At 62.5% G+C, this 24047-nt stretch carries 28 protein-coding genes; 19 read left to right on the top strand and 9 right to left on the bottom strand.

Annotation, left to right across the window (positions count from 1 at the left end; translation table 11 throughout):
- The first annotated feature begins 90 nt into the window (after positions 1-90).
- Both P0Y41_RS15340 and P0Y41_RS15345 read left to right on the top strand, forming a co-directional pair.
- Complete coding sequence (locus P0Y41_RS15340; RefSeq protein ID WP_284063663.1) at positions 91-336, top strand: sulfurtransferase TusA family protein; 246 nt, start codon at positions 91-93, stop codon at positions 334-336.
- Between the two features lie 2 nt (positions 337-338).
- On the top strand, positions 339-722 hold the full coding sequence (locus tag P0Y41_RS15345) for a DsrE family protein (RefSeq protein WP_284063664.1): 384 nt from the start codon (positions 339-341) through the stop codon (positions 720-722).
- A gap of 170 nt (positions 723-892) precedes the next feature.
- Here the strand turns inward: P0Y41_RS15345 and P0Y41_RS15350 are convergent, their stop codons facing one another.
- The 6 genes from P0Y41_RS15350 to P0Y41_RS15375 form a co-directional block, all read right to left on the bottom strand.
- The gene (locus P0Y41_RS15350) at positions 893-1102 is read right to left on the bottom strand and encodes a YgaP family membrane protein (protein WP_284063665.1); all 210 of its coding nucleotides are present in this window, start codon (positions 1100-1102) and stop codon (positions 893-895) included.
- Between the two features lie 455 nt (positions 1103-1557).
- Positions 1558-2430: a universal stress protein gene (locus tag P0Y41_RS15355; RefSeq protein WP_284063666.1), complete on the bottom strand. Its 873-nt coding sequence runs from the start codon at positions 2428-2430 to the stop codon at positions 1558-1560.
- Positions 2431-2593: 163 nt separating this feature from the next.
- A complete protein-coding gene (locus P0Y41_RS15360; protein ID WP_284063667.1) occupies positions 2594-3001 on the bottom strand; it encodes a helix-turn-helix domain-containing protein in 408 nt (135 codons plus the stop codon).
- An 84-nt stretch (positions 3002-3085) separates the two neighbouring features.
- Positions 3086-3790: a type 1 glutamine amidotransferase gene (locus tag P0Y41_RS15365; protein ID WP_284063668.1), complete on the bottom strand. Its 705-nt coding sequence runs from the start codon at positions 3788-3790 to the stop codon at positions 3086-3088.
- 251 nt (positions 3791-4041) lie between these two features.
- On the bottom strand, positions 4042-5073 hold the full coding sequence (locus tag P0Y41_RS15370; RefSeq protein ID WP_284063669.1) for a sulfite exporter TauE/SafE family protein: 1032 nt from the start codon (positions 5071-5073) through the stop codon (positions 4042-4044).
- Between the two features lies 1 nt (position 5074).
- Entirely contained in the window at positions 5075-5227 is a 153-nt protein-coding gene (locus P0Y41_RS15375) for a DUF7512 family protein (protein WP_284063670.1), read from the bottom strand.
- Positions 5228-5680: 453 nt separating this feature from the next.
- On the opposite strand from P0Y41_RS15375, the gene P0Y41_RS15380 reads away from it, so the two are divergent.
- Positions 5681-6088, top strand: a complete 408-nt coding sequence (locus P0Y41_RS15380; protein ID WP_284063671.1) for a helix-turn-helix domain-containing protein — start codon at positions 5681-5683, stop codon at positions 6086-6088.
- A gap of 234 nt (positions 6089-6322) precedes the next feature.
- On the opposite strand, the gene P0Y41_RS15385 is transcribed toward P0Y41_RS15380, so the two are convergent.
- Complete coding sequence (locus tag P0Y41_RS15385; RefSeq protein WP_284063672.1) at positions 6323-6481, bottom strand: hypothetical protein; 159 nt, start codon at positions 6479-6481, stop codon at positions 6323-6325.
- 210 nt (positions 6482-6691) lie between these two features.
- On the opposite strand from P0Y41_RS15385, the gene P0Y41_RS15390 reads away from it, so the two are divergent.
- The 4 genes from P0Y41_RS15390 to P0Y41_RS15405 all read left to right on the top strand — a co-directional run bounded on the left by P0Y41_RS15390 (position 6692) and on the right by P0Y41_RS15405 (position 9428).
- Positions 6692-7120 carry a DUF7344 domain-containing protein gene (locus P0Y41_RS15390; protein WP_284063673.1) on the top strand — a complete coding sequence of 143 codons (429 nt, stop codon included), beginning with the start codon at positions 6692-6694 and terminating at the stop codon, positions 7118-7120.
- A complete protein-coding gene (locus tag P0Y41_RS15395) occupies positions 7113-7457 on the top strand; it encodes a HalOD1 output domain-containing protein (RefSeq protein ID WP_284063674.1) in 345 nt (114 codons plus the stop codon). The genes P0Y41_RS15390 and P0Y41_RS15395 overlap by 8 nt, the downstream gene beginning before the upstream one ends.
- Before the next feature lie 128 nt (positions 7458-7585).
- Positions 7586-8320 (top strand): competence/damage-inducible protein A, encoded by a 735-nt coding sequence (locus P0Y41_RS15400; RefSeq protein ID WP_284063675.1) that lies wholly within the window; start codon positions 7586-7588, stop codon positions 8318-8320.
- Between the two features lie 109 nt (positions 8321-8429).
- The gene (locus P0Y41_RS15405; protein ID WP_284063676.1) at positions 8430-9428 is read left to right on the top strand and encodes a VOC family protein; all 999 of its coding nucleotides are present in this window, start codon (positions 8430-8432) and stop codon (positions 9426-9428) included.
- Positions 9429-9490: 62 nt separating this feature from the next.
- On the opposite strand, the gene P0Y41_RS15410 is transcribed toward P0Y41_RS15405, so the two are convergent.
- A complete protein-coding gene (locus tag P0Y41_RS15410) occupies positions 9491-10207 on the bottom strand; it encodes a hypothetical protein (protein WP_284063797.1) in 717 nt (238 codons plus the stop codon).
- Between the two features lie 203 nt (positions 10208-10410).
- On the bottom strand, positions 10411-10674 hold the full coding sequence (locus P0Y41_RS15415) for a HalOD1 output domain-containing protein (RefSeq protein ID WP_284063677.1): 264 nt from the start codon (positions 10672-10674) through the stop codon (positions 10411-10413).
- An 88-nt stretch (positions 10675-10762) separates the two neighbouring features.
- On the opposite strand from P0Y41_RS15415, the gene P0Y41_RS15420 reads away from it, so the two are divergent.
- The 12 genes from P0Y41_RS15420 (at position 10763) to P0Y41_RS15475 (ending at position 23957) form a co-directional block, all read left to right on the top strand.
- Positions 10763-11908, top strand: coding sequence for a tyrosine-type recombinase/integrase (locus P0Y41_RS15420; RefSeq protein WP_284063678.1), 1146 nt, complete (start codon positions 10763-10765; stop codon positions 11906-11908).
- A gap of 598 nt (positions 11909-12506) precedes the next feature.
- Entirely contained in the window at positions 12507-12923 is a 417-nt protein-coding gene (locus P0Y41_RS15425; protein ID WP_284063679.1) for a DUF7522 family protein, read from the top strand.
- A 254-nt stretch (positions 12924-13177) separates the two neighbouring features.
- Positions 13178-13450: a hypothetical protein gene (locus P0Y41_RS15430; protein ID WP_284063680.1), complete on the top strand. Its 273-nt coding sequence runs from the start codon at positions 13178-13180 to the stop codon at positions 13448-13450.
- A gap of 183 nt (positions 13451-13633) precedes the next feature.
- Entirely contained in the window at positions 13634-15124 is a 1491-nt protein-coding gene (locus P0Y41_RS15435) for a molybdopterin-dependent oxidoreductase (RefSeq protein ID WP_284063681.1), read from the top strand.
- Positions 15125-15164: 40 nt separating this feature from the next.
- A complete protein-coding gene (locus P0Y41_RS15440; protein WP_284063682.1) occupies positions 15165-15437 on the top strand; it encodes a winged helix-turn-helix domain-containing protein in 273 nt (90 codons plus the stop codon).
- Positions 15438-15740: a DUF8036 family membrane protein gene (locus tag P0Y41_RS15445; RefSeq protein WP_284063683.1), complete on the top strand. Its 303-nt coding sequence runs from the start codon at positions 15438-15440 to the stop codon at positions 15738-15740.
- 190 nt (positions 15741-15930) lie between these two features.
- The gene (locus P0Y41_RS15450) at positions 15931-16941 is read left to right on the top strand and encodes an aldo/keto reductase (protein WP_284063684.1); all 1011 of its coding nucleotides are present in this window, start codon (positions 15931-15933) and stop codon (positions 16939-16941) included.
- 68 nt (positions 16942-17009) lie between these two features.
- The gene (locus P0Y41_RS15455) at positions 17010-17747 is read left to right on the top strand and encodes a helix-turn-helix domain-containing protein (protein ID WP_284063685.1); all 738 of its coding nucleotides are present in this window, start codon (positions 17010-17012) and stop codon (positions 17745-17747) included.
- 200 nt (positions 17748-17947) lie between these two features.
- A complete protein-coding gene (locus P0Y41_RS15460) occupies positions 17948-19927 on the top strand; it encodes an ABC transporter substrate-binding protein (protein WP_284063686.1) in 1980 nt (659 codons plus the stop codon).
- Positions 19928-19948: 21 nt separating this feature from the next.
- Positions 19949-20932 carry an ABC transporter permease gene (locus P0Y41_RS15465; RefSeq protein WP_284063687.1) on the top strand — a complete coding sequence of 328 codons (984 nt, stop codon included), beginning with the start codon at positions 19949-19951 and terminating at the stop codon, positions 20930-20932.
- Complete coding sequence (locus P0Y41_RS15470; protein WP_284063688.1) at positions 20932-21852, top strand: ABC transporter permease; 921 nt, start codon at positions 20932-20934, stop codon at positions 21850-21852. The genes P0Y41_RS15465 and P0Y41_RS15470 overlap by 1 nt, the downstream gene beginning before the upstream one ends.
- Entirely contained in the window at positions 21849-23957 is a 2109-nt protein-coding gene (locus P0Y41_RS15475; RefSeq protein ID WP_284063689.1) for a dipeptide ABC transporter ATP-binding protein, read from the top strand. The genes P0Y41_RS15470 and P0Y41_RS15475 overlap by 4 nt, the downstream gene beginning before the upstream one ends.
- Positions 23958-24047 lie beyond the last annotated feature (90 nt).

Genomic DNA, 24047 nt, shown 5'->3' on the forward strand with positions numbered 1-24047 from the left:
AACGACGCCGGTGCGATAGTATTGGACTAAATTCACAACATTAAAGCCCGACCAAACGGTATTGGGTAATGCGTACAATCGAGACAACCCATGAGCACTGAAATCGACATCACCGAGACCCTCGACGTAAAAGGCCTGAGCTGTCCGATGCCCATCGTGAAGACCAAGGGCGCGATCGACGACCTCGCCGCTGGCGACGTTCTCGAGGTCATCTCGACCGATCCAGGGAGCATAAGCGACATCGACGGCTGGGCGACCGGCACTGACGGCGTCACCCTCCTCGAACAGGAGGAGGGCGACGACGTATTCACGCACTACGTGCGGAAAGAGGAGTAAGCATGGACGAGATCGGAATTATCGTCTCCAGCGACGACCCGAAGAGCCTCGCGATGGCCACCAACCTCGGGCACGTCGCGCTCACGATGGACACCGACGTGTTCCTGTACTTCACTTTCGACGGTCTCACCCACCTGACAGAGGGCGAAAAAGACCTCTCCTCGGTCCAGCCACTCATCGAGGAGGGGATGCCTAACCCCTACGACATGTTGGGGCAGCTGATCGCCGACGGCGGAGACGCAGTGACTTCGGTCGCATGTACGACCACGCTGGACATGCTCCAGTGGGACCGCGACGCGATTGACGACGACGTGACTACGAAGTTCGCCGGAGCGGTCACCTTTCTCGAGGCGGCCGAAGAGGCGGACCAAGTCTTCACGTTCTAACGTCACTCCCCGTTTTCAGCCGGTCGCCTGACGAACAACGCGAACGGGCTTCCATACGGACCGCCAACCACAGACAGCGCTCTTCGAGAAAGTGTACGGTGAGTTTTGACGCGGTAGATGCTACTGGCGGCGTGACCGTTGGGGCCACGTGCAACGCCGAGGCGTTGTTGTCAGCGGGTGCTGATACCGAGGGCAGAGTACAGCGCGCACTTGCTCGTGAACGCGGTCCCGAGCATGAGCGCCGCGACGACCCCGAGCACGAGTGACACGACTCCTTGTACCTCAACCGCACCGGCGAGTCCCGCAAGTGACACTGCACCCGCGAGCGCGCCGACAGCGATTCGAGCGAGTTTGTCAGTGGAACCGACGTTCATTTCCATAGGATCAAATAAGCGCTCAAACTACAAGAAGGCTATTGCCTTATCATGGGAATATCACACCAGACAAAATGACACCAGGCGCTGCTCTGTCTGTACCAACCGAACGACGAACACAGTCACCATCTGTTTGTTCGCTTCAATTCAACAATCGTCGGAATACCGGTCAGATAGAGTGTCAATAGAGAGAAACCGAGACTGGCCTCGGTGTCGTCCGAACGCTTCTCACGGAGTTCGGGGCGCCGTCAGTTCGCCTCATTCAGATACCCGATCTCGACGAGTCGAACGGCTCACTTCTCGGTCGCGCCCTGCACCGAACGTTCAACCTGTAGAGCGGACACGTCGGCGTGCGAACCACGTCCGACTGCGCGCTCGGTATGTTCACCGCGCTGAAGCGCAGGTTTTTCTCTTCGACTATCCGGAAAACCTCGATCATCGGTCACGTGACTCGGGGGCGGTCATCGCGGTGGGACCGACGCAGGCGGAACGAGCAAGATGTTCGTATCCCCGCGGGCGACGACCGACTCGGAGACGTTTCCGAGCAGCAGCCGCCGCAGGCGACTCGTTCCACGCGCGCCCATCACTGTGAGTGTGGGATCGATCCGCCGCTCCTCAGCGAGTATCTCTTCGACCGCTTCGCCAGACCGGAGGGAAATTTCGGTCTCGACATCGATCCGGCCTTCGAGATCCGCCGCACGCTCGGCGAGGAGCTCGCGCGCGTCGTCGGCAGATTCTCCCTGAGTTTTCTGTTCGCGCTCGCGAACGTGCAACAGCGTCACCCGTTCGGTCGCTCGGCGCAGCCGCGGGAGGAACTCGTATGCTCGCTGGGCGTTTTCCGAGAAGTCGGTCACGTACAACACCTCCCGGAACAGATGCTCGTTGTGAACCGCTGTCACGCCGTCCGCGCCAGTCTCGGCATCGGCATCGATCCGCTCGACAAGCAGCGGAACTACCGAGGTGCGAGCGACGTTGCGGACGGTATCCCCGATGAACCGGTTACGCAACGGGCTCTGTCCGCGCGAGCCGATAACCGTCATATCCGCCGGCAACCGCTCGGCAAGGCCGTTGATGCGGCGGTACGGCGTCCCGCGAGCGACGTGTGTCTCCACCTCGAACCCGGCGGCCTCGAACGTCTCCCGTTGGGCGTCGAGCGCCTCGTGGGCATCACTGACGGCGTCCATTCCCGGCAGGCTGCCCGAGACATTGTCGGGGACCACAGTGAACAGGTGGATATCGGTGACCCCGATGGCGTTGAGACAGTGAAGACAGGTCCGCGAGCAGATTGCTGATCGGCTCGCCTCCGAGAGGTCCGTGGCGAACACGACGCGCATGCCCCGCGTTTGTGCTTCGGCTACAAATACTGTGAGGCGGCGGATCTTCGTGGCTGCCAGTAGCCGATATCGTCTCGGTTAGGAGGATCGAGGGGCTAAGTGCATTTCCTCAACCGGGACCCTACGGAAGCAGGAAAGGAGAGAATACAGCGCCGCATGGGTCTCAAACACGTTCTCCGTCTGCCGCCTGTCGCGACTTACTGGAGTGACGCTGTTCAAACTCGACGATCAGGCCGTCGATTCTTCTGTACCATTCGTCGAGATACTGGTGGAGGGAGTCGACGAGCTCGTCCGCATCGACCGGTTCAAATACGTGATAGCAGCCCCCGTCATTGTAACTGACAGGCCGGCGACTGACAGCCCCGACATCAACAAGTCGCCGGAGTGACCGGTACGCGGTCGATCGATCGCTGTCGATCGTATCCGCGACCTGTTCGACGGTGCATGGGTGCCCCTCCGTCGTGAGAACCTCGTACACCTCGCGGTCGAGCTCACTCACGCCGAAGACACACCTGAGTAGTCCCTCACACTGCATGGGCTGCTCAAGCTGTTCGGAGATTGATGTAGTCATAGTAGAAGCGATGCGTCGCCGATCGAAAAGTCTTGTGCAGATCTTGAACAACTGGGATCCAACGGTCGCGGCGGTCTCAACAGACTACCGTCGCCGCGCAGGTTGATGAGTCGCCGCGATTCCGAGGAAGTTGTCGAACACCGTCTTCGCGGCGCGTGCGTGTTCGACCGACTCGTCAGTGATTCCATCGAGAGCAGCCTGAATCCGTTCCTCTGGTAGATCCTTCCCTTCGGTGACCCACTCAGCCGTCTGTCGGTCGTATTCGGGGTGGAACTGGACGCCGTACGCCCTGCCGATGCGGAACGCCTGCACGCCGATTTCGTTGCGGGCGAGTGTCGTCGCCCCGGGCGGCACCTCAGCGACGCGGTCAGAATGCGTCTCGAAGCTCACGAACTCCTGCGGGACGCCATCGAACAACGGGTCGTCGCCGATCCGGGAGATCAGCTCGTAGCCGAGTTCGTACGTTCCCATGTCGACGACGCGGCCGCCGAGAGCCTGTGCGAGGAACTGGTGGCCCCAGCAGATACCGAGGATCGGCACGTCGGCTTCGTGAACTCGTCGGACCCACTCAGTCGCCTCGTGTATCCAGTCGTGGTCGTCGTATACTGAGGTCTGCGAACCGCTGATCACCACGCCGTTGAATCGCCACTCCGACGACGAGACCGAGGGTGGAAACACCCCCTCGCTGATCTTGTACACGGTCACATCGGCGTCGAGTTCGCGACGCAAGTTCTCCTCGGCTGGGGTCTCTCCGACCGACGCATCAAGCACGGCGAGTCTCGTTCCCATACGAGTGGATACGGGCGAAGAGCACATATAGTCTTGGATGTATTAAACAATACAACCGATTAGAAGCTCCACGTCTCGCGTGGGTCATGTACTGAGTCGCGCCCTCGACGATCTCTCGATTTAGGTGTGTCTCACCCTGTTGTCGATTTAGGTATGGCCCACCCTGTAAGAGGTCCACCCAGACGTGTGCAGTCGCTGGTTCGAGGTTGCGGCCTGTCGAGAAAATCGTCGCGGCGGCGAAATTCGAACGGTCAGTCGGCGACCGACGGTTCCGCACTCGACGGCGTCTCGCGGAGCTTGCGGACGCTGCTCACCACGACCGCCCCGCTCACGAGGAGCGCGGCGCCGAGGATGATGGCGAGACTGACAAGATCGAGCACCTCGATCCCGAGGTAGTTCCCGGCCTCGCGGACGGCGACTGCGATGGCGCCCAGCAGCAGCATCACGCCGAAGTACACCTTGATGTCGTCCTCGTCGACCAAGTTCGTCGCGCCGGCACCGATGCGAGCGCCGAGGGCACTCCCTGCCAGCAGCGGGACGACGATCGAAAGGTCGACCGCGCCGGACTGCGCGTAGAGGAACGATCCGATGCCGCCCGAGAAGACGATCTCGAACAGGTCGGTCCCGACCGCGACCGGGACGGGGACGCCGACCAGATAGAACAGCGCGGGCATGCGGATGAAACCGCCGCCGACGCCGAGGAACCCTGATAGCAGGCCCGTGGCGAATGCGACCGCGAGCACCATCCACAGCGAGACGGTGAAGCCACCGCGGATAGAGATCATCGGAGGGACGTTGTACGACTGAATCTTCTGAGCGATCGGAGGGATGTCGTCGGCACCCTCGTCGTCTTCTTCAACGTCGTGCGAGATACCGCCATCACCGCCTTTCAGCGCGGTGTAGGTGACGAACGCACCGATCGAGCCGAGCAGCCCGATGTAGGCGACGCTGACGACGCTTCCCGCTAGCCCGATGTGCTGGAGGTACTCCAGTCCGATTTTCCCGACTTCGATGCCGCCGGTTGTGCCAGCGATCATCAGGACTCCGAGCTTGTAATCAACCTGTCCCAGGTCGCGGTGTTTCAGCGTCGCGATGACTGATGTACCGAAGACGAACGCGAGACCGGACCCGACCGCGACATTCGGTGCATAGCCCATGACCAACAGCGCAGGCGTGACTAAGAACGATCCGCCCATCCCGAAGAATCCGAACAGGATCCCGATCAGGAGACCGAACCCTGTGAACATCACCAGTAATTCGGCGGCGACACCAAGGACCTCCATATCAGAGTCCCCGCAAGAGATCCGTGACGCGCTTCCCGAGAGTAGACTCGAGGAACCCGTAGCCGAAGTACAGTACGATCGCTTCCAGCAGAACCAATCCGATGAGCGCTGCTGCGAGCGTGGTTCCGCTCAGGCTGTCAAGGCCGAGCTGCAATATTGTGCTTACCATGGAATCCTCACATCACCCTCTATCCAGTCGGAGGGTATAATGGTTTTGCAATTGAGCTGCAAGACTGTATTCCGGTAACGAACCCATGGCGATGCATAAGTTATTGATGGCTACACGCCGCAGACGCGGTATCTTTGACACTCCAGAGTACAGCAGGTAGAACGGCCGTTTCCGTGCGCACCGGTGACATTGACCACTGACGTGTTGGGTCCTGAATTTAGAGATCGTCTTGGTACGACACATATCCGGGGCTACAGTATCGTGTGGTTGTCCGACTATCGCACACACAGACACGACCATGAGTGAATCGCATCCGACGGCGCGTGGATAGCGTCCTTTCGTCTGCGGGAGCATTCACCGCGCGCGAGGCACGAGAGCGGAATTGTATACTTAGTACACAAGTATTATGCTCGTGGGGGTAGTAGCATACGATATCCCATGCCCGATGCGATGTCCGACCAACTGCGAGAGGATATGGAATGTGAGGGCCTCCTCGAGTGTTTCCACGGCCTCAAACAACTCGACAGGGAGTGTTATCAAGCGCTCGTCGCCGCGGACGGCGAGTTGACCGTCGACGAGGTCGCTAAGCGCGTCGACCGCGAGCGCTCGACCGCCTATCGGTCGATCCAGCGACTCCTAGAGACGGGCTTCATCGAGAAGACCCAGGTCAACTACGAGCAAGGTGGGTACTACCACGTGTACTCACCCGCGGGCCCGAGCGACATCGCCGACGACTTGCAGCGGATGCTCAACGACTGGTACGCCAAAATGGGCCAGCTCATCGGCGAGTTCGAACAGAAATACGAAGAGCGCGAGTCGCCGAGCGCCGAAGCCGCCGAGCAGTAGCCGGTTCGAAGCCACGGTGCAGTTCGATCGCCCATCTGCGTCGGGTTGTTTTTGTCCCATCGGGTGAGTCACAGCCGTGGTGGACGTAGTGTCCAGTACGCCAGCCGCGACGACACGCAGGCGGCGAGGCTGATCATGCGTCGCAAACAGAACACGATCGGTCACAAAGCGGCTGTTCACCGAGGAACGGGAGGACCGAGATATCGAGGTGGTGGACGAACGGGATGAGTCAGACTACGTCGGCCACTGGTCCCGCGCAACGTCGAAGAAGCCGACCGTGCGGCGCTCAAGACGACCATCGGAGACGGATATCAGGTCTTCTCTACCCACAGAGACACCGAGTTCGCCCACGGCAAGCGCGACCGTAGACGCCTTCGGACTGGTCCAGACCATGGGAGCATCGCCGACGGATACGACTGAGAGGGCACCGGCGACAGACGATCACCGACCGAGTTCGAGCAGTTCACTCACGCGAACGTGGGTGAGAGAGATCTCGCGGCGGGACGGGTTGATCGGCCGGTCGTCTAGACGTGGGTCGTTCGGGTGACAAGGTGAAACCGACTGGTACTATCAGTTATCTATCGGTCCCCGAATAGTGGACTCGTGACCCGTGAGAAGTCTGGTTTCGAGGGACAGGAATCTACCAACGGGACGCCGACTGCCGGGCTGTTACCGTCAAAAGGCGTGTGTCCAGGGTTCGTGTTCGACGCTTTGTCGGCAGAACGTCGCCGGACACTCTGTCGCGTACTCGATCAGAACGACGGCCGTGATCTGAAAGACCTCGCGATGGACATCGCCGCAGTCGAGCACGGCACAGACGGGAGCGAGGGGTCGAACTACGAATGGGAGAGTGTGTACGCCTCGCTGTACCATCAGCACGTTCCCAAACTGGAGACACTCGATGTCGTCGCGTTCGACCGCGACACAAACACGGTCGAACCCGGCGAGCGGTTCGATGCCGTCGATGCTGCGCTCGAAGCCGTCGAAACCGCGCTCGACGGGTGGGCCCTCGGTGGGAGGAGCGATGGCTAATTCGAATGGGCCACGTGGTCGACCCCCTCGAATCCGCTGGCGCGGTCGCGACTGGACACAGACGGCCCAGCGGCAGTTCGATCCGACGGCTGGGAGTGACCTCACGAGCGTCATCGTCCTAGCGATCGCCGACGCGGACGGCGTACCCCCGCACCAGATCACGGAACCGACACTGTTCGAGTATGTCGACGTCGAGGCGGTTTCGCGACTCGTCGAGAACGCCTCGGGAACCGACGCGGGAACCGACTCCGTCCGATTCGGGTACGACGGCTCGCTGATCGAGGTCCGTGCTGACGGCCACGTCAGCGTATTCGTGCCGGTCGGCGACACCAAGTGATCCGCGATCCGTGGCCGAAGCGATCGGCGGCGGCGAGACGAGTTTGCAGCCGGCGGCAGATCGGGACAGTACAGGTGGCGATGTCGCCGACGGCGGGCTTTTAGCTCGCGGCTCCGTTTCGTCGATCGATGGATGTTGCTATCGTCACCGTCGGCGACGAGGTGCTCGCCGGGGAGACGGCGAACACGAACGCGTCGTGGCTGGCGGGCGAGATCGCCGGGATGGGCGGACGCGTCCGGCGGATACTCACGATGCCGGACGACCGATCGGCGATCACGGACCAGGTACTGGCGTGGAGCGACGCCTACGACAGAGTGGTCGTGACAGGCGGACTCGGCGGGACCCACGACGACGTGACGGCCGATGCCATCGCCGACGCGTTCGACCGCGAGTTGGCGGTCCGCGAGGAGGTGCGCGCAGCCGTCGTCGAGACGGTCGCCGCCTACCGCGACGCGAACCCCGAGCTCGTCGAGGAGCACGAACTGGAGATCGACGTCGCCGCGTGGGCGTCACTTCCGGAGGGTGCGCAGTACGTCCCGAACGACGAGGGGCTGTGTCCGGGATTCGTCGTGGAGAACGTGTACGCGATGCCGGGCGTTCCGAGCGAGGTGCGGGCCGTCTTCGGCCGCGTCGCCGACGAGTTCGCCGGCGACGAGGTGGCGCGAACGCTGTACACGTCCCAGCCGGAAGGCTCGATGATCGCGGCGCTTGACGGCGCCCGCAACCGGTTCGACGTGGCTATCGGAAGTTATCCGGATACCGAGGGGCACAACCGCCTGACCGTCCGCGGCGACGACGCGGACGCGGTACAGGAGGCCGCGGGGTGGCTCGCAGAACAGGTCCGCGTCATCGATCAAGAGTGATCCCCGACCGGAGCGGTGACTCCTGGTAACGACTGACCTCGACCGCCTTGCGCCTGGTAACACTCACGTCAGCGCGTGTTCAAGTTTCTCCGGTTCCTACGGGGTAGTAATGACATCTGTCTCTCCCACCCCAGGCATCCACCACGTCACGTGCGTCGCCGGCGACCCGCAGCGGAACATGGATTTCTGGGCGGAGACGCTAGGCCTGCGGCTCGTGAAGCGATCGATCAACCAGGACGACTCCGGTACGTATCACTTCTTCTTCGCCGACGCGGAGGGCACTCCGGGGACCAGCATGACGTTCTTCCCGTGGGAGAATCTCTCGCAGGGGAAGGTCGGCTCCGGACAGGTGTCGCGGACGGCGTTTCGCGTCCCTGAGGGAAGCCTCCACTACTGGGAGGACCGCTTCGACGACTTCGGCGTCGACTACGACGAGCGCGTCGAACGATTCGGGGAGACGGTCCTCCCGTTGCGGGACCCTGACAGCCTCCCGATCGAGCTGGTCGAGGTGGAGATCGCCGAGGACGATCCGACCGTGCCGTGGACCGAGTTCGTTCCCGCCGAGCACGCGATCCGCGGGTTCCACTCGGTGACGCTGTGGCTCGCAAACCCCGATTCGACGATGGACTTACTGGGCGCGATGGGGCTGGAAGAAGTCGGAACCGAGGAGTCGCCAGGAGACACCCCAGGTGACGAGCGGACCCGGTTTGCGGCCGCCGGCCCGGTCGGTTCGTACGTCGACGTGTTGCCGACTGTTCAGGCCGGCCGACAGGGACACGGCACCGTCCACCACGTCGCGTTCCAGACGCCCAGCGACGAGGATCAGTCCGCGATGCGCTCGGCCGTCCAAAGCCAGGGGTTGCGCCCGACCCAGCAGATCGACCGCCACTGGTTCCGGTCAGTGTACTTCCGAGAGCACAACGGCGTGCTGTTCGAACTCGCCACGAACGGTCCCGGCTACGACAGCGACGAGCCGCTCGACGACCTGGGCGGCCGGCTAGTGCTGCCGGGCGAGTTCGAGGCGCGGCGCGAACAGATCGAGGCGCAACTCGCGGACGTGACGGTACCGCTTGCCCCCGACGCTGAACCGACCGAAGCAGACGACTGACCGACCAATCGACTGGACGGTCAGGCGACTGACCGGACCTGAAAACGACCCGAAACGACCGGTTAGAACCCGCCGTAGCGGAGGTACACCATGTCCGCGATCAGGAGCAGCTGGAAGAGCCCCTGCACGAGTCCCACCTTCGCGTTCTGTTGGCCGATCCCCGAGATGATCGCCGGGTCTGGATCTGAAGAGATCATCTGCTTGTACATCCGGATTTCGCCGGGGAGGAGGAATCCGAACCCCTGCACGGAGAGGGCCGTGACGATACCGAGTGCGACCACGATCGCCGGCGTCGTCATCTCGAACTCCCCGATCGTCGTCGCGACCCACGCCAGCGAACCGACAGTCCCGATCACGAAGACCGCCTGCCAACGGCGGTCTCTGAACACGTCCATCCGGTACCCGAACAGCAGGAGGATCGGGACCACGTTGGCGGCGGTGAACAACGGGAGCCACACGCCGGCGTGGGGAAACACGCCGAGACGCTGTGCGAGGGTGATACCACCCGCGATCGTCGCGACCGCGAGCGCCGGGAGAAGAAACGCCGTCTTCGGTGTCAACCGCTCGAACACCGCCGCGCTCTGTTCGTCGTCCAGTCCGCCGATAACCGGGCCGAGCACGGCGCCGATGAAGATGTCGATGCCGGTCCACAACAACCCCGTCATCACGTGGACGTAGGTGTGGATCTGGACGGACGCTCCGGTCACCGCGTAGCCGAGTGCGGCCAACGGGATCGCCACGACGGCGACCGCGAACGCGGGGTTGCCGCGCCGCGCCATCCCCCGAACCGTTCCCCGGACAGATGTCGTTGACATGTCGTTTCGACGACGGTGGGACGAATTCATAAACGTACCCCCACCGTGTCCGCGGTTACTCACGCGAACCGCTGCCGATCACGACCGAGGAGCCGCCAGTCGTTCTCCGCTAGTCCGTCAAGTCGTGTCGCAACACACTGTCCCGATCGCGAGTCGCGTGAAGTCGACTACTCTTCGACAGTCACAGTGCCGTCTGCATCGACGGTGACGACGTACCCGTTGTATCGAAATCGGACATACCCGACAGTGTCGCGAAGGACTGCCGTGAGTGCATCCGGGTCCACCACGGCGGCGAGGGGCGGGTCAAGCTGTCCGGGCGGAACCCCGTCGCGTTCAGCGACTGTCGAGAGGATCGTGTGTATTATCTCGGGATTCGAAATAACGCTGATATATAAGCAGTAGTCGCAAAAAAGAGTTTTGTTCTCATCCACGCTGAAGTTAAATAAGTTGTTTTGGGCAGGGCAATACCAAATCTGTGTGCGGGAGAGTTATCCGATCGGGAGTGGCACCATCGATGTAATGGGCCCGCAGTCGGATCCGACGACCGTTCCGACCGATATCGGGGCGACCACCGCCCTCGACGACGCGCTGGCAGCGTTCGTTGCCCACGTCAGCAAGGGCGAGTCGGGCCGCCACCGGGGCGAGGTCGATCGCGTCGTCGGTGAGTTCGTGCGCAGCGCGGGCGAGCGAGGCGCCGCGACGGCCGCTGATCTCTCTGACCGACAGGTGGAGGCGTACGCGTCCCACCTCGCACGCCGATCCTGGGCGCGAGAAGAGGATCCAGACGCCGGGATCACCGGCCGAACAGCCCACCAGTACTTCGCGCTCGTCCGGTCCTTTTGCACGTTTCTGGTCGAGCGCGACGCCATCGAATCGAATCCCGCAAAGTCGACCGTCGCGACCGACGCGCTCCCCGATCGGTCGATCGGCGTCCGCGGCGACGACCGCGAGCAGTTCTGGAGCCCCGAGACCCGCGACGCGATCGTCCGATGGACGGACTGGCGTGCAGAGAACGCTCTCGATCACGGTTGGCTTGATCCGGCGCGAGCGACGCGGGACCGCGCGATCGTCGCCGTGCTCGCGTACTCGGGCGCTCGCGGCGCCGAACTGTTCCGCGACCCCCAGAACGACCGCCGGAGCGGACTCCGTTGGCGCCACGTCGATCTCGAGGCGGGGACGCTGCGCGTGTACGGCAAGACACAGGAGTGGCAGCGGACGCCGCTGTTGGAACCAGGCGTTGATCGCCTCCGGGCACATTACCGCCGGCAGGACCCGCCGATCGAGGAGTGGCCGGTGTTCGCCACGAGCCACCTCCCAAGCCTCTACCGCATCGTCCGGGAGGCCGAGAGCGTCGACGCCGAGCCCACGAGAGGGACGGTCTGGGAGCTGTTGCGTGAGCACGACCTCGTCCCGCCGGCGATCTCGACGGCCGGCGCACGAACCCTCCTGAAACGGCTCTCGGCCGAAAGCGGGATCACCGAGGACGGCGAACCGCTGCTGCCGCACGGGGCGCGGCGAGGGCTGGGCGACGAGCTATACGACGCGAGCGCGGAGTTGGCACAGGAGGTGCTTCGCCACCAGTCGGTCGAGACGACCCACGCGAGCTACCGCGACGACGACGTTGGGCGGCTACGGGAGGCCGCCGAGGACGCGCTCGATCCGTAGAAAGCTCGGGCGAGTTCGACGACGCTACTGAGCCCGTAGTAGTTCGACTGGAACCATAGTGATCAGTCTGCTCTGTTGAAATCCTCAAAGACAGAGAGGAACTGGTTGCTGAATGCAGAGGGTATATTCAGTAAATCACCCCCTTCGTTTCATCAACGAGAGGGCGGATTAGGCGATAGGCCTGTGCTGCTTGTCAAGCACCGAAGAATTATGAAATAGAGTCGATAGACGGATGTCTTGTTACCCTACTGAAAAGAATTAATACACGCTCGTCGGAAACACCTGCATGGACAGTCGACGAAATCTCTACGTCGCTGCGTTCGTTGGTGCGTCGTTGTCGTACATTTTCAACGTACTCGCGTTCACTGGGACGTTCGATGTGTTCCGTTGGTTTGTGTTCGCTGTTATTTTTCTCGGAGTTACGTACGGGTTCGAGAAGCTCATCGGCTGGCAGACTGGGTAACACTCTCGTGGCGGGTGATCCTGCGGTATCTGTCAGGCAGATATAGCGAACAGTACTTGCTGCGTATCAAATAGATGCTCAATTTAGAATCTCTGAGAGTAAAATGTTATTATCCGACTTTTCGAATGACCGATAATGAGTCAGGAGGCAGCCAACCGTTTAGTGGAATATCTCGATGCACAGGCGGACGATTACCTGAGAGGTGCGATTCACTATTCTGAGGGTGGGTATGAATCGCTGTATCTGCGTGAAGATGTAGATGCGCTGTATTCTGATCAAAAAATGCAGGAGTTGTGTGACTATTACCGCCACCAGAGCAACGTCCAGACTGCCGAGGAGCCCTTTTCATTAGGGAATTGTCACTGCAACGTTTCCTTCTATGATGATGCAATTATATTCCACTTTGCACAAGGCGACGATATCGGGACGGTAGTCACGCTAGAGCCAGAAGCCGGGCGAAACATTGTTGGGTTCATCACACAGTGCCTCAAGCAGCTTCATTTTAATTCTCCACAGAGTATCGAGAACGTTCCAGAGTGGCTTCAAGACTAACTTCTCAATGTCAATTTGTCCGCTGTATGCAGCACGGCCTCAAGAAACTATCAACGAGTGAGGGTTTCAACAGAGCCGATCAGGCGGAAAGTAGGGTGCTTCTGAGTGATCGCAGTACCGACAGCAGCCCTTCCTACCCGACTCAGAGTTCGGATCCCGGAGAGAATCTAGGGAGAAGTTGAACGCAGGTGGAACGGAGTTCGGGATCTTGTTGAAAAATCTACTTTTCTTCCCCTGTTGTCGAGTGAGATGGTATGTCCGATACCTCACGCCGACGGTTCCTGACGCTCGCGGGTAGTACTACGGTCGTCGCCCTCGCTGGGTGTTCGGGACTGGGGGATGACGACGAAACGGACTCGATGGATGAAGAATCCATGGAAGACGGGTCAATGGCTGAGAGTTCGACGGGTACCGAGTCCATGGAAAATGGGTCGATGACTGAGAGTTCGATGGATACCGAAACGATGGAAGACGAGTCGATGACCGAAGATTCGATGGAAGGAAACTCTACGGACGACGATGGCTAACGATCGACTTCCGATAGCAGAGCGTTCGTTCGCGACCCGGACTACCCCGGGAAAGGTCGAGTGGCCGCTATCGGTACCCGCTGGAGCGGGTATACGAAGGCTGGACATTGGGAGCACCGAATGGGAACAGAGTCTAGATGGAATTCGCAAAACACGTTTCAAATGTCGGTTCGGATACCGAATATGATCGAGTCGTTCCGGGAGCGGGACCTTCTCTCGCTCAGCAACCTCCTGTTCGCTGGATTCGCCGGAGTCACGGGAGTTGCAGGGTCGTACGCGGTCGCTGGCAACACGAGACGGTTCGTCGTGGCACCGATCGACGCGCTGGTCGTCCGGATGACGCCCGGAGAGATTGTTGCTTTCGTAATCCAGAACGTCGGCGAAGAGGGCCACCTCCTCCATCTCGCTCTCTCGTTCGCCATCGCGATCGGGGTACTCGCAGCCACCGCACGTGTTGGACTGGCCGTCGGTCGACGCGACGGGCGGCCCGTGACGGGCGTCGTCTTGGCGGGGAGCCTCGCGTGGGCATTCGCCGCCTCGATAACGTCCCAGCCGGCACTCGCGGTGGGTGCTGCCGCCCCCGTCGCGGTGTGGACCGCCGTCGGTACACTGTCGCCGACCACCGTCGGACAGGATCCCTCACGTCGGCGTATGCTCGTTTCGAGCGCAAGCGCCCTCGCTTTCGTCGGCGTATCGCTCGGACTGGGCCGGTCGACCAACGAAGGTGACTCCGTCACCGATGGTCCGACCGACACGAACGGTAAAGTAACCACGCTCATGCAAGACGCCGAGAAGACATCACTCGATATTTCCGGTGACACCCCCGGACTCGTGAGTTCGTTCGATGAGTTCTACAACGTCGACATCGCGGAGTTCGACCCCGACCTCTCGCCGGACGACTGGTCGATGACTATCACCGGCGAAGTCGGCACCGACGTGACCGTTCCGTTCGACAAACTGACCGACATGCCGACCGAGCACCGCTTCGTGACGCTCCGGTGTGTCGGCGAAGGGTTGAACGGTCACAAACTCGACACCGCCGTGTGGACCGGCACACCGCTGGCTCCACTGCTTGCGGAAGCCGATCCCGACGGCGAATGTGACTGTGCGATGCTCAAAGCCGAGGACGACTACTTCGTCCAGTTCCCGACCGAGGCCCTCGAGGACGCGTTTCTCGCTTGGGGGATGAACGGTCAGTCGCTCCCCAGATCCCACGGCCATCCGGTACGCGTGTTGGTCCCGGGACACTGGGGCGAAACTAATGTCAAGTGGATTTCCGAAATCGAGTTACTCGACGAGGAGATGGACGGCTACTGGGAACAGCGTGGCTGGCACGGGACTGGACCGGTGAACACTGTCGCCAAACTCTGGAGTGAGACCACCCTCAACGACGGACGAATTGAAGTCGCCGGCCACGCGTATGCCGGAACGCGTGGCATCGAACGCGTCGAGGTCTCCATCGACGGAGGCGATACGTGGCAGGACGCGGAGCTCTCGGAACCGCCCCCCGGAGACGACGTGTGGCGTCAGTGGCGTCACGCGTTCAGTCCAGACGGAACCCACGAGATCGTCGTACGGGCGGTCGACGGCGAGGGGACGCTCCAGCCCGAGAACCGGTCAGACTCGTTCCCGAGCGGGGCGACGGGCTGGGTCAAGAAGACCGTCAGTCGATGACCGCTGAACTGATACCAGCTCGACACGAGGTCACGAACGGATGGAGAAGGCACTCTGGTATCTGCTCGTCGGAACGCGGGGCGGTGAGAACCGCGCGCGGATCATCTCCGCACTCGACGAGCGGCCCCGGAACGCCAACCGGCTTGCCGAGTGCCTCGACGTCGATTACAACACAGTGAGACACCACCTCGAGATGCTACAGGACCACGACGTTATCGAAGCCGGCGGCGAAGAATACGGCAAACTGTATTTCCTGACCGATCGGTTCGAACAGCATCGCGAGGAGTTCGAGACCGTTCTGGAGGCGATGTAAATGGCCGGTTCGATGGGGCCGTGGATCCTGGTCGCGACCGCCCTCTCGGTCGTGAACGTCTCTTTCCTACTGGTGTTGACGCTTATTTGGGTACGCAACTACCGGACGTTCGGTTCGGAGATGACCGCGGGGTTGGCCGTGTTCGGCGGCGCGATGATTCTCGAGAACCTCGTCGCGATCTACTTCTTCTTCAGCAGCGGGATGCTCTACGTGGACTCCCACCGTGTCCAACAGTTAGTAGCGTCGCTCCGTGCGCTTCAGACAGTCGCACTGGCCTTTCTTACCTATGTCACTGCGAAATAACAGTGAAAGGCTGGTGCAGAGAAGATGGTCGACGCTGTTGAGGCCTTATCTTCGACGGGGTTGCTTCTGAATCAGCGCTGTTCCGACTCTATCCCCAGCGAACCAACCACCGAGGGCGACGTGGTCGATCCGTCTTCTGGTCGTTCCGCATGCTGAACCCTTTTCACTCGAAGCGACGAATCAGCGTGTGATGACTGACCTCGCGGACATCGACTTGGACTTCGTTCAGCTCGGAGGCACCGGCATTCAAACGAGCGAACTCCAGTTCGGCACCTGGCGCTTCGGCAAGGAGACCGAGGAAGGAAACGTCGAGATCGGCGAGAAACGGGCGCACGAACTCCTTGACGCGTACGCCGAGGCGGGCGGGCGATACATCGACACCGCCGACGTGTACGGCGGCGGCGAGAGCGAGCGGTGGATCGGCGACTGGCTCGCAGACCGCGACCGCGAGCGCTACACGATCGCCTCGAAGATCTTCTGGCAGATCCGCGACGATGACCCCAACAGCCGCGGGACGAACCGGAAGAACATCCGCCACCGGATCGACGCGCTGCTCGACCGACTCGGCACCGACTATGTGGACGTGCTGTACATCCACCGGTGGGACGACCAGACCGACGCCAGGGAGCTGATGAAGACGCTCAACGGCCTCGTCGACGATGGGAAGGTCCACTATCTAGGAGCGTCGACGCTTCGACCCAACGCGTGGAAAGTCGCGCGCGCCAACGAGATTGCCCGCAACGAAGGCTGGGAACCGTTCACGGTGCTCCAGCCGCGGTACAACCTCGTCGACCGCGAGATCGAAGGAGACTACCTCGAACTGGCTCGCCACGAGGACCTCGCCGTCTGTCCGTGGAGTCCGCTCGGGCAGGGCTTCCTCACCGGGAAGTACGACCGTGAGGACGGCCTCACGGGCGAGTCGCGCGTCGCCGAGTCCAGCCGGTTCGCGGATGCGTACCTCACCGAAGAGAACTTCGCCGTCCACGAGGAACTCGACGCCGTCGCCGACGAGGTCGACGCCTCGCCCGCCCAGGTCGCGCTCTCGTGGCTCATGCACCGCGACGGCGTCACGGCGCCGATTGTCGGTGCCCGCACCGCCGAGCAGTTAGAGGAGAATCTCGCGGCCGCGACGATCGACCTGTCAGAAGCGCAGGTCGACCGACTCACCGAGTCGAAAGGTGGGCCGTACGCCGAACTGTAACCCGACGCCCGCACTCGCGGGTGAACCGATTTCAGGCGTACAAATTTAACTGACCCTCCGGCGAAGGTGTGATAGTTCAACCGGGGTCATTCAGTATCCTTCGCGTCAAGTTCCACACCGTTCCATCCGGAGTAATCGCCGATTTACACACGGCTATCCCGGACGTACGGCGAATCAGCTACGAGAACATCTTCTATGCCAGCGACGGCGACTGGATCGAGTCGCTCGTCGTCGCCTCTGGCGCGGAGTTCGAGCCGACGAGCGTGATTGAGTCGCTCTCGCGCGTCGAGCTGTTCCACCACCAGTTGGCCGCTGGCGGTCCCGGCGACGGGAGCACTCACCGCCTCACGATCGTCGCACACGAGCCGTACCCGTTCCTCTTGGGCGTCATCCTCAGAGGGAAGGCACTCCCGAATCGGCTCGAACTCCGAGACGGAGCGCTCACCGGACTGGTCACGGTCGCGGAGTGGGCCGACTTCCGGGCCCTCGCAGACACGATCGAAGCGCAGTTCGGGCAGTTCGAGCTGCTGAGCGTCAACCAAGTCGAGACGATCGGCGCGCCGCTTGGCTCGGGCCAGCTCGACCGCGTTATCAGAGATGAGCTCACCGAGGAACAGCTGACCGTCCTCCGGACCGCCCACCGGCTGGGATACTTCGAGGTCCCGCGGAGGGCCTCCGCAGAAGACATCGCAACCGAACTCGACATCGCACAATCTACCCTCTCCGAACGGCTCCGGCTCGCCGAGGGGCGGCTGTTCGACCTAGTGTTCTACGCCGACGCTCCGAGGGACCAGCCCGAAGAGTGATCCGCGTCGGCGATCGGTCACCCGCCGTCCGGGCCATGCGTGCAACCGAAACAGATCACGTCGCGAACGGTCGATCCGCAATATCGGTTCCGGACCCGCCGGGATCTGAGTCCGCGACCCCCGGACTACATAAAGAATGATGATGATTCGGCGAATTCGGGGATGGTTACAGGGGGGTTTCGCCGCATGACGTATCTGCTATGTCGGGAGACAAGCCGTTGGAGATCGAGACCGGGACGAAATCACGGCGGAAGTTCCTGCGTATTGCGGGCGTCGCGGGTGCCGCTGGCCTCGCGGGCTGTGGCGGTGGCGGCGGCAACGGCGACGGCGGTGGCGGCGGCAACGGCGACGGTGGTGGCGGTGACGGCGGTGGTGGCGGCGGCGGTGGCGGCGGTGGCGGCGGTGATGGCCGCTCGATCGAGACGCGATTCTGGGAGGAATGGCCGGTCGAGACGAAGGGCGTCGACGTCAACGACGAGGCGATCCAGTTCGAGTACACGGCCGTGGAAGGCCAGTCCGTTCCCGAGGTCGACACCCACTTCGCGCAGGCGGAGACCCCGTGGATGCGTGAGTTCGCGCTGCTCGTCCAGCAGTCACTCAACGACATCGGCGTGCCGGTTAACCTGATCACCGTCCAGCCGAGCACCAGATACGGGGAGTTCTGGCGGGCCGACATCGGCCACCCGGTGCCGATCACGATGAATCTCCACGGACCGGACCCGCAGCGCGGGCTCGACCCGAACCCGTTCCTCATGCGCGCACACCCGGAGACAGGCGGGAACTACTACAACTACAAGAACGACGAGATTACCGAGCTCCTCGACGAGCAGGCGGGGACGATCGGCGACGTGGAGGCGCGGGCCGAGATCTGCCAAGAAATCCAGCGCAAACTCAGCGAGGACGCCTACCTCATCGCGGCGAACTTCCCGGAAGTCATCACGGTGGCAAACACCGCAGACTGGGAAGGGTACGTCCCGACGCCCGGCAACGGGACGACCCGGGACTCGTTCATCTGGACGCAGGTGAATCTCCAGCCGCAGGGCGACTCGACGACCTGGGTCAAGGGTGTCACCTCGGGGATGCAGGGCACGAACCTCCCGTTCTCCAGCGGCGGCCAGGAGGAGAAGCGCCTCCTCAACGTCTACGACGGGTTGTTCGACGCCTCTCCGGAGCTGGAGATCGTCCCCGCGCTGGCGACGAACGCGGACGTGGTTGACGATACGACCGTCGAGATGGACCTCCGGGAGGGAGTCGAGTGGCACGACGGCGAGCCGTTCGGCCCGGAGGACGTCAAGTTCAGCGTCGAACTGTACCAGCAGAACAACGCCCCACAACAGGGGGCGTTCATCCGGACGATCGACAACGTCGAGGTGCTGTCCCAGAGCGGCGGCGGGCGCGTCAGGTTCAATCTCACCGAGCCCGACGCGGCATTCCTCACCCAGCGGGTGGTTCGAAGCGCCATCATCCCGAAGCACCGCTGGGAGGACGTGGACAGCCCCGCCGAGTACAACCCCGACAACCCGGTCGGGACGGGTCCGTTCTCGTTCGTCAACTGGGAGCAGGGGTCCGAGCTCAGGCTCGAGAAACACGAGAACAACTGGATGTGGGACGACGACGTCCGCGAGGAGCTCCTCGGCGACTACTTCGTCCCCGGCGACGGGATCGACGAGATGGTCCACGCAAACGTCGGCAACGTCTCGACGCTCATCGGCGCGATGCAGTCGGGCGACATCGACGCCATCGGGACGACCGTCTCGAACCAGCAGGCCGAGCGCGCAGCCAACGCCAGCGGCGTCGAGAAACAGACCGCTCGCAACTACGTCCCGACGGACGTTCACCTGAGCCACCTGGTCCCGCTGTTCCGCGACAAAACGTTCCGCGTCGCGTTAAGCCACGCCTTCGACAAGGAGGGGTTCGTCGAGAACACGCTCGGTGGCCGCGGCGAGGTGATCAAGGGACAGAACCTGCTCACGCCGCTGTTGACTCCGTTCCACGGCGAGACCGAGCCGTACGCATACGACGTCGATCAGGCCCGTCAGATGCTCCGTCAGGCCGGGTACACGTTCGACGACAACGACATGCTCGTCTGGCCGGAGGGTGACGCCTGGAGCGCGTTCGAAACACGCGTCGAAAACGGCCACGCGACCCGCTCGGAACTGGATCAAAGCGACTTCTCGTAAGCAGATCTCCCACTACTCCCCATGAGCTTTCGACGCTTCCTGATAAAACGGAGCCTGATCGCGGCGATGCTGACGCTGATAGCCGTCAGTGTAATCTTCGTCACGTTGCGGATGTTGCCTGCGGACCCCTTCAGCGGGCTCGTCGCGTCCGGGGCGCTCACGGCCGAGCAGGTCGCGGAGGTACGCGCGATGTACGGGCTGGACGAGCCGATCTACGTGCAGTACTTCAAGTACATCCAGAACCTGTTCACGTTCCAGTTCGGCATCTCGCTCACCCAGCAGCGGCCGGTCGGCGAGATCATCATTCCGGCGCTGATGAACACTCTCGTCCTGTTGTTGCCCGCGCTCGTCGTGACCGCGATCATCAGTTCGTTGGCCGGGATGTACGCCGGGTGGAACCGCGGGTCGTGGTTCGAGCAGTCGAGCATCGTCGTGACCACCGTCTTCCGCGCGGTCCCCATCTTCGTGACGGGGATCCTCCTGCTCATCATCTTCTCGTACGGGCTGGGCTGGCTTCCCGCGTTCGGGATGCGGAGTTCGCTCGCGAACCCGGACGGCTACTTGGAGACGTACCTCTCGGTCGACTTCCTGAAACACTACACCCTCCCGTTCACGGCGACGGTGTTGTTCTACAGCGGCGACTTCCTGATGCTCGCCCGCAACTCCGTCGTCGAGCGGAAGGGCTCGGAGTTCCTCATGCTCCACCGCGCGAAGGGGCTGTCTGACATGGAACAGCTCGGTCGGGCCGGGCGCAACTCGCTGTTGCCGCTGGTGACGTACTTCGCGCTCCGGACGGGAATGCTGTTTCAGGGAGTCATCACCCTGGAAGTCGTCTTCGCGTGGCCGGGCATCGGTCGCGCGCTCGTCCAAGCGATCCTCAACCAGGACTACCCGACGGTCCAGGCGGCCGTGTTCATCATGGCGCTGGCGGTCATCGTGATGAACCTCACCGCCGACGTGGCGTACGCAAAACTGGATCCGACCGTCGAGGCGGGTGATGTCTGATGTCGGGATACTCACTCGACGTCGACACCGCGAAAGATCGGCTCCGCTCGGAGTTCGGCCGGTCCAGACGGGTGCTCGGCCACGTCTTAGAGGACAACGCGGCGAAAGTCGGAGTCGCGATCATCCTCGCATTCGGCTTCCTCGGCCTCTTCGGGCCGTACATCGCCCCGTATCACCCCATCGAGGACACGCTCCAACAGAGCGGATCGATGATGCGTCTGCAAGAGCCCGGCGGGAAGGCCGTCCTGGGGACGACTTCCTTCGGAAAGGACGTGCTGAGCCAGTTCCTCGCCGGCGCGCGGCCGACGCTCATCGTCGGCCTGTTTGGCGGCGTCGGGACGGGCGTTCTGGGCTTCCTCGTCGGTCTCACGAGCGGCTACTTCGGCGGCCGTGTCGACGAGTTCCTGATGCGGCTGACGGACCTGACGTTCGCGCTCCCGTTCCTGCCGATGGCGCTGGTGATCCTCTCGTTCGTGACGCCGAGCGTCTGGCTGATCACCGCCGTGTTGGTCGTCTTCCTCTGGAAGATGCCGGCGCGGGTCATCCGGTCGGAGGTAATGACCGTCAAGGAGCGAACGTTCGTCAAATCCGCCCGGGCGCGCGGCGCCGGACACATGCGGACGATGTTCTTACACGTCGCGCCGAACGTCTTGGGGATCGGGTTCCTCTACACCGCATACGCCGTCGGTTGGTCGATCGTCGCCGGGGCGTCGCTCGCGTTCCTCGGCTTCGGCGACCCGACGACCACCTCTTGGGGCCGGATGCTCCAACAGGTGTTCCGGTCGGGCGCGATCCGCGTAGCGTGGTGGTGGGTTCTGCCGCCCGCCATCGGTATCGGCGCCATCACAACGGCCGTCTTCTTGGTCGGACGGGCGTTCGAGGAGATAGTCAACCCAGACCTACAGACGGAGCAAGAATGAGTCTACTCGAAGTCGACGACGTGAAGATCACGTATCGGTTGCCGGACAGCCAAGTCCACGCCGTCAACAACGTCTCGTTCAGCATCGACGAGGGGGACAACTATGGACTCGTCGGCGAGTCCGGCTGCGGCAAGTCGACGCTCGCTAAGTCTGTCCTCGGACTCCTCGACGACAACGGCGAGGTCCAGTCGGGAAGCGTCCGATTCGACGGTCGCGAACTGAGCGACCTCTCCGAGCGGGAGTGGCAGTCTGTCCGCTGGGAGGAGATCTCGTATATCCCCCAGAGTGCGATGGACTCGCTCGACCCCGTGATGTCTGTCGGCGCGCAGATCCGACAGGCTATCCGCAAACACCGGAACGTGTCGAAAGCGACGGCGAACGAGCGCGTCGCCGAGGTGTTCGAGATGGTCGGGCTCGACCCAGCACGGACCGGCGACTACCCCCATCAGTTCTCGGGGGGGATGCGCCAGCGCGTCACCATCGCGATGGCGCTGGCCCTCGACCCCGACCTCATCATCGCCGACGAGCCGACGACGGGGTTGGACGTCATCGTCCAAGACAAAATCATCGACAAGCTGATGGAGATCCAAGAGGAGATCGGAAGCTCGCTCCTCTTGATCACTCACGACGTGGGCGTCGTCGCCGAGACCTGCGACGAGGTGTCGGTCCTGTACGGCGGGAAGGTGATGGAGCAGGGCGACACAGACCGGGTGTTCAGAACGCCGACGAACCCCTACACGATGGGGCTGAAGAACTCCTTCCCAGAGGTCGACGAGTTCGACGAGCAGGCCATCTCGATCCCGGGATCGCTCCCGGACCTCATGCGCGAACCGACCGGATGCGTGTTCCGAAACCGATGTCCGTTCGCGACCGAGGACTGTGAGCAGGGACACCCGCCGCTCGTCGAGACCGACAACGGGCAGGCGTCGGCCTGTTACTACACCGACCGGGCCGACCAGATGCGCGCCGACGCCGCCGACCCTGATACATGGGATATCGAAGCCCGCGACGAGCGTGACCGGACGGGCGGGACCGGCGACGCCATCCTCGAGACGCGAGAGCTCGAGAAGTGGTTCAAGCAGCCTCAGGGGATCCTCGAGGACCTTCGCGGCGACGATCCGGACTACGTCAAGGCCGTCAACGACGTCAATCTCACGGTCCACGAAGGCGAGATCGTCGGCGTCGCCGGCGAGTCGGGCTGTGGCAAGTCGACCTTAGCGGAGGTGATCGCTGCGCTCCAAGAGCGGACCGGCGGCGAGATCCTGCTCGACGGGACGCCGATCGACGAGTTGCTCGACCGGAACACCAAGGAGTTCCGGTCGCGGGTACAGTTTATCTTTCAGGACCCGTTCGACTCTCTCAACCCCCGCCAGCGGGTTCGAGCGGCCGTGTCGGAACCCCTGAAGATCCAGGGCGTCGACTCCGAGGAGATAGACCGGCGCGTCCGCCAGACCATCGCGGACGTCGGCCTCGAGCCGGCCGAGAAGTACCTCGACAAGCTCCCGGCCCAGCTTTCGGGCGGGGAGCGCCAGCGGGTCGCCATCGCGCAGGCGCTCGTGCTCGAACCGCAGCTGCTCATCTGTGACGAGCCCGCATCGATGCTCGACGTCTCGCTAAAGGCCAACATCCTCAACATCCTCCGCGAGATGGCCGACGAGCGCGACATCGGCATCGTCTACATCTCCCACGACCTCGCGAGCCTCACCCAGATCGCCGACCGCCTCGCGGTGATGTATCTGGGGAAGATCGCAGAACTCGGCGATACCGAGGACGTGGTCCGCACGCCCAAACATCCCTACACGGCGTCGCTCTTGGCGGCTTCGCCCAAGACCGATCCCGATATCGACCGTCAACGGGTGCTGCTACCCGGTGAGCCGCCCAACCCGGTGAACCTCCCGGACGGATGTAACTTCGCCCCCCGGTGTCCGAAAGCGGGGCCTGAGTGTCGCGGCGAGGAGCCCGGCCGCTCCGCGTTCGCGGCCGACGATCACGAGGCGGCCTGTTACTTCCCGGTCGAGGACGTCGAGACCGAGCTCCTGGAACGCTACGCCGAGGAACACGACCAAGAGGTCTCGCAGGCCATCGGCGACGAAGTGACGCTGTAGCCGGCCGCGACGCCTCTGCCGGCCGCTGTTTTCAGGACCGGTTCGATTCGCTGTCTGTCCAACGGTCGTTCGGACGCAAACGAACACCGG

Source organism: Halobaculum halobium, assembly GCF_030127145.1.
Taxonomy (GTDB): Archaea; Halobacteriota; Halobacteria; order Halobacteriales; family Haloferacaceae; genus Halobaculum; species Halobaculum halobium.